At 48.3% G+C, this 5,288-nt stretch carries 4 protein-coding genes; 2 read left to right on the top strand and 2 right to left on the bottom strand.

Annotated features, from left to right (window positions below):
- The coding region (locus SFV55_RS02345; RefSeq protein WP_320027843.1) for a sensor histidine kinase at positions 1 to 1,078 on the top strand (1,078 nt) is incomplete at its 5' end.
- The gene (locus tag SFV55_RS02340) at positions 1,071 to 1,766 is read left to right on the top strand and encodes a LytTR family DNA-binding domain-containing protein (RefSeq protein ID WP_320027842.1); all 696 of its coding nucleotides are present in this window, start codon (positions 1,071 to 1,073) and stop codon (positions 1,764 to 1,766) included. The genes SFV55_RS02345 and SFV55_RS02340, both read left to right, overlap by 8 nt.
- 16 nt (positions 1,767 to 1,782) lie before the next feature.
- Here the strand turns inward: SFV55_RS02340 and SFV55_RS02335 are convergent, their stop codons facing one another.
- Both SFV55_RS02335 and SFV55_RS02330 read right to left on the bottom strand, forming a co-directional pair.
- Positions 1,783 to 4,524 carry a valine--tRNA ligase gene (locus SFV55_RS02335; RefSeq protein WP_320027841.1) on the bottom strand — a complete coding sequence of 914 codons (2,742 nt, stop codon included), beginning with the start codon at positions 4,522 to 4,524 and terminating at the stop codon, positions 1,783 to 1,785.
- Between the two features lie 105 nt (positions 4,525 to 4,629).
- A partial coding sequence (locus tag SFV55_RS02330) for a diaminopimelate decarboxylase family protein (RefSeq protein WP_413776682.1) occupies positions 4,630 to 5,288 on the bottom strand: 659 nt, incomplete at its 5' end.

Here is a 5,288-nt window from a genome sequence, read left to right as displayed (position 1 = left end):
AAGAACCGATGGGTTTTCCGCTCAAACTAAGGGCTCAATTCACAAAATGAAGATAAAGATCAATAAAGAACGGGTTAAACTGTATCTGCGCCTGGCGGGGATATCCGTATTTTTTTCAGCCCTGATTGATCATGAAACTGTTTTAAAAAGTACGGTCAATTACATATGGATCCTGGCATACCTCCTGGTGTCGCATTTTATCCTTTTTGAATACACCCTGCCTTTTATCAGGTTCAACTGGAAAAGGCTTTTGATAGCGCCTTTTTTAATCTTTGCCCACCTGATGTTCTATGCCTTTGGCACTTTTGCCTGGCGGTACTTCGGAATTCAATTACAGGTGTATTTCCCAATGGAGGAGTATAAAAACATTTTGGAAGGTGTGGGTGACCAATTTGGGAATACGCTTGGTTCTATTATCTTTTTTGGTTTTTTCCTCCATGTTAATGATCATCAAAAATTGCGCCGGACAGCCCAGCAATTGCGCATCGAAAAGCAGGAAGCGGAACTCAACTACCTCAAATCCCAAACCAATCCCCATTTTTTATTCAATACCCTGAACAACATTTACTCCTTGGCTCGCGATAAATCCGATTTGGCTCCGGAATCGATCCTGAAGTTGTCAAAAATGCTGCGGTACATGCTGTACGAAACCAGCGGTGCTTTTGTGGCCATTGAACAAGAGTTAAAAATCATCGGTGATTACATTGCCTTGGAAAAACTGCGTTATGATGATTCCCTACTGGTCAATTTCAACCATGATGTGGAAGACATGAAACAGGCTCTGCCACCTTTGTTGTTGATTCCCTTGGTGGAAAATGCCTTCAAACATGGGGTTTCGGAAACCCGAAGCCAACCCTTTGTCGACATTCACCTTTCCGTCAAGCAGCGGCAACTGGCTTTTTTTGTCAAAAACTCCACGGAAATGAGCCCAGAAGAAGGTCCCGTAAAAGAAAACATCGGCCTATCCAACCTGCGGCGGCAACTGGAATTGCTCTACACCGATTATAGCCTGAGTGTGGAACAAAAGGAAAACGTGTTTAGCGCTACTTTAAAAATAAACCTGTCCAGCCATGTCTAAAATAAAATGCATCATCATCGAAGATGAGCCACTGGCGGTCAAAGTGCTGAAAGACTACATTGCTGAGGTGCCTTTTCTGGACTTGCAAGACACTTTTAAAGATGCCATTCTGGCTACGGATTACCTGCGCAGCAACAATGTTGATTTGATATTTTTGGACATTCACCTTCCCAAATTAAAGGGTATGGCCTTTTTAAAAATGCTGAGCCATCCTCCCGCCGTGATCATCACCACGGCATATCACCAGTATGCCGTGGAGGGTTTTGACTTGAATGTAACGGATTATTTGTTGAAGCCCATTGAGTTTGAGCGTTTTTTGGTGGCGGTAACGAAGGTTAAACCCAGTACGCCAACTTTTCAAGCTTCAGCTGTTGAAAGCCCGGAATCCAAAGATTTTATCTTTTTGAATGTACAAAAAAAGAAGGTCAAGGTCCTGTTTTCCGAACTCGTTTACATTGAAAGCCAACGGGAATACGTCAAGGTTGTCACCACCAAAAAGGAATACCTGAGCAAGATGAGTACACATGAGATCGAAGCGCTGTTGCCTACGCAACGGTTTAAAAGGATTCATCGCTCCTTTATCGTGGCCTTGGAAAAAATCGAGTCCTATACAGCGGAGGAGGTGGAGGTCAATGGGGTGGGGATTCCGATTGGGCGGGGTTATCGGGAAGTTTTGGGGGAATGGTAAACACTCCCCCAAAGTTTCACCCCAACTTCGCCAACTCCTCCGCCAAGTTCTTCATCTTCATTTCCCCATCGGCCAACTTCTGCTTTTCCTTGTTCACGACCTCCGCTGGTGCGCCACTCACAAATTTCTCATTGCTGAGTTTGTTTTGGACCGACTTCACGAAGCCCTGGTAGTATTCCAGTTCTTTTTGCAGGCGTTTGCGCTCTTCTTCTACGTCGATGGCAATTTCCAGTTCAACAAAGAATTTTTCGTTGCCCACCAGGAAGGCTACACCGTTGCTGATTTCGGTGCTGGTGATTTCCAGGCTTTCCAGGCTCGCCATTTTTACGACCATGGGAAGCACGCCGTCCAATTCAAGCAGAGTATGATTGCTGGCGGTATCTTGCGCAAAGACCTTGAGCAGTTCTTTTTGCTTCAGGCCGTTGTTGTTGCGTACATCCCGGATGCCCGATACTATTCCCTTGGCCAGTTCAATTTTTTCAATAAAAGCAGCGTCAAAAGCAGTTGCTTGAGGGTATTTGCTGATTACACAATCATCACCCGCTGCCCTTTCGCGCAATTGGTGCCAAATTTCTTCAGTCACAAAAGGCATGAAGGGATGTAGCAAAGTCATCATGCGCTCAAGCAGATTGATACTTTCCTCCAGCGTTTGGCGATCGATTGGCGCGCCAAAGGCAGGTTTAATCATCTCCAAGTACCAGGAACAAAAATCGTCCCAAATGAACTTGTACAGCGTCATCAGTGCTTCGGAGAGACGATACTCTGTGTACATGCCTTCCAGTTGCGTCAGGGTTTGGTTGAAGCGTTGCTCCATCCATTTCGCGGCCAGGCTATTGATTTTCGCAGTTTCGGCGTCAACAGCTTTTTCCGTTACTTCCCAACCCTGAATCAAGCGCAGGGCATTCCATAGTTTGTTACAAAAGTTACGGCCTTGTTCGCAGAGTTTGCTCTCATTCAGGATTTCTTTGGTAACGGGGTCAAAAGGTGCATCAAAAATGATGTCATTGCCCGCCGCAGCGCTGGAAAGCATCCCAAAACGCACCCCGTCCGCACCGTAATTCTCCAACAGCGCCAGTGCATCAGGCGAATTCCCCAGGGATTTGCTCATTTTGCGGCGTTGGTTGTCACGCACCATCCCGGTGAAATACACCCCTTTAAAGGGCATCGCCCCTTTGGTTTTCACTACTTCTGGCATCAATTCAGGTGCCCATTCGTAACCCGACATGATCATGCGAGCTACCCAAAAAAACATGATGTCCCAGCCCGTTACCAATACACTGGTTGGGTAATAATATTGCAGTTCTTCCTGTGATTGGAAGCCGTCGAATACCGAAATCGGCCAGAGCCAGGAAGAAAACCAGGTATCCACCACGTCTTCATCCTGCCGCAAATCGGTGATGCTCAAATTGGCATTACCCGTAGCTTTACGGGCTTGCGCCAGGGCTTCATCGGCAGTTTCCGCCACAAAAATGTGGCTCTCCTCTCCCATTCTTTCCCCGGCCAGATACCAAGCGGGCACCCGCTGGCCCCACCACAACTGACGGGAAATACACCAATCGCGAACGTTGTCTTCATTGAGCCAGGAGTTGTACATGTTCCAGAAATGCTCTGGATAAAACTTCACCTCGCCACTGCTTACTGCTTCCAGGGCCATATGGGCGAATTTTTTCATGTCCACAAACCACTGCAAGGTCAGGCGGGGTTCAACTACGGAATTGGTGCGCTCGGAGCGGCCAATTTTGGTACGGTAGTCTTCCAGCTTGATCAAATGCCCGGATTCCTCCAGCATTTTGCGGATTTTCTTGCGGGCTACAAAGCGGTCTTCACCAATCAGGATTTGCGCCTGCTCGTTGAGTTTGGCGTCTTCGGTGAGGATATCGATCACGGGCAGGTTGTAACGTTGCCCGATTTCGTGGTCATTTTGATCGTGGGCAGGGGTGATTTTCAGGGCACCCGTTCCAAATTCCCGATCAACATAGGTGTCCGCAATGATGGGAATGGCCCGATCAATCAGCGGAATCAGTACTTTTTTGCCGATCAGGTGTTTGAAGCGCTCGTCTTCAGGGTGAACCGCCACTGCCACGTCGGCCATGATGGTCTCGGGGCGTTGGGTAGCAATGATGATGCCCTGGCTGGGGTCACCTTCCAAGGGATAACGGAGGTGGTACAATTGGGAGTTTTCCTCGCTGTAAATCACCTCTTCGTTGGACAGTACGGTTTTAGCTTCAGGGTCCCAGTTGGTCATGCGCAGGCCCCGGTAAATGCGGCCTTTTTTGTGCAAATCAACAAAAACGCGGATTACGGCTTCAGACAAACTGTCTTCCATCGTAAAGCGGGTACGGTCCCAATCGCAGGAAGCACCCAGACGTTTGAGCTGATCGAGGATGATGCCGCCGTATTTGTCTTTCCACTCAAAAGCGTGTTTGAGGAATTGATCGCGGCCAATATCGGTTTTCCGGACGCCTTGGGCACGCAGTTGTTGTACCACTTTGGCCTCGGTTGCAATCGAAGCGTGGTCGGTACCCGGTACCCAACAGGCGTTTTTGCCATCCAGCCGCGCTTTGCGGATCAGGATGTCCTGAATGGTATTGTTGAGCATATGCCCCATGTGCAGCACCCCGGTGACGTTGGGCGGTGGGATCACGACGGTAAAGGGCTCGCGGTCATCGGGTTCGGAATGGAAGTACCGCTGATCGAGCCAGTGTTGATACCACTTGCCTTCAATCTCTTGTGGGCTGTAACGTGTGGACAAGGACATAACCAAAAGGTTTTATGGGGTTCCACACCTCGGTTTCGCTCGGTGACCGGCGCTTCGGCTACGCTCAGCGACTGGTCACCGAGCGAAGCCGAGGTGTGGAACCTTTTAAGAAAATACGTCAATTTGATGCTTCAACAAGTCTTCGATGGTTTCGCGTTCCCGAATCAGGTAATCTTTTCCCTGATAGACCAAAACTTCAGCCGGGCGGAGACGTGAATTGTAATTGGAAGCCATCGAATAACAATAAGCTCCGGCATTGTGCAAACACAACACATCACCAATGGCAATCTCGGGAATTTCCCGATTGGTGGCAAAAGTATCGGTTTCACAGATGTAACCTACCACGTTGTAGGTTTGTTTTTTGCCTTCGGGGTTGGAAATGTTGCTGATGCGGTGGTAAGAGTCGTAAAACATTGGGCGAATCAGGTGGTTGAGGCCTGAATCAACGCCTGCGAATACAGTGGTAGCGCCATGTTTGACCACATTTACGGTGACCAAAAAGGATCCGGCTTCACTCACCAAAAACTTACCGGGTTCAAAAACCATGGTCAACGGGCGGCCGTATTCCGCACAGAAAGTATTGAATTTGGCAGACAGTTTTTCACCCAATTCCTCGATGTTGGTTTCCAGATCGTTGGGCTTGTAAGGTACTTTGAAGCCACTGCCAAAATCGATGTAGTCCAGATCAGGAAACTCTTTGGCGAGGTTGAGTAAAACATCCGCTCCTGCCAGGAATGCTTCAGGATTTAGAATGTCCGAACCTG

It is taken from the genome of Haliscomenobacter sp. (assembly GCF_033763495.1).
Lineage (GTDB): Bacteria > Bacteroidota > Bacteroidia > Chitinophagales > Saprospiraceae > Haliscomenobacter.
This window is presented reverse-complemented; position numbering and strand designations above follow the sequence as displayed.

What these genes read in the sequence shown, in the direction of transcription:
- SFV55_RS02340 (WP_320027842.1), top strand. Translation starts at nt 1,071, where the DNA reads ATGTCTAAAATAAAATGCATCATCATCGAAGATGAGCCACTGGCGGTC.
- SFV55_RS02335 (WP_320027841.1), bottom strand. Translation starts at nt 4,524, where the DNA reads ATGTCCTTGTCCACACGTTACAGCCCACAAGAGATTGAAGGCAAGTGG.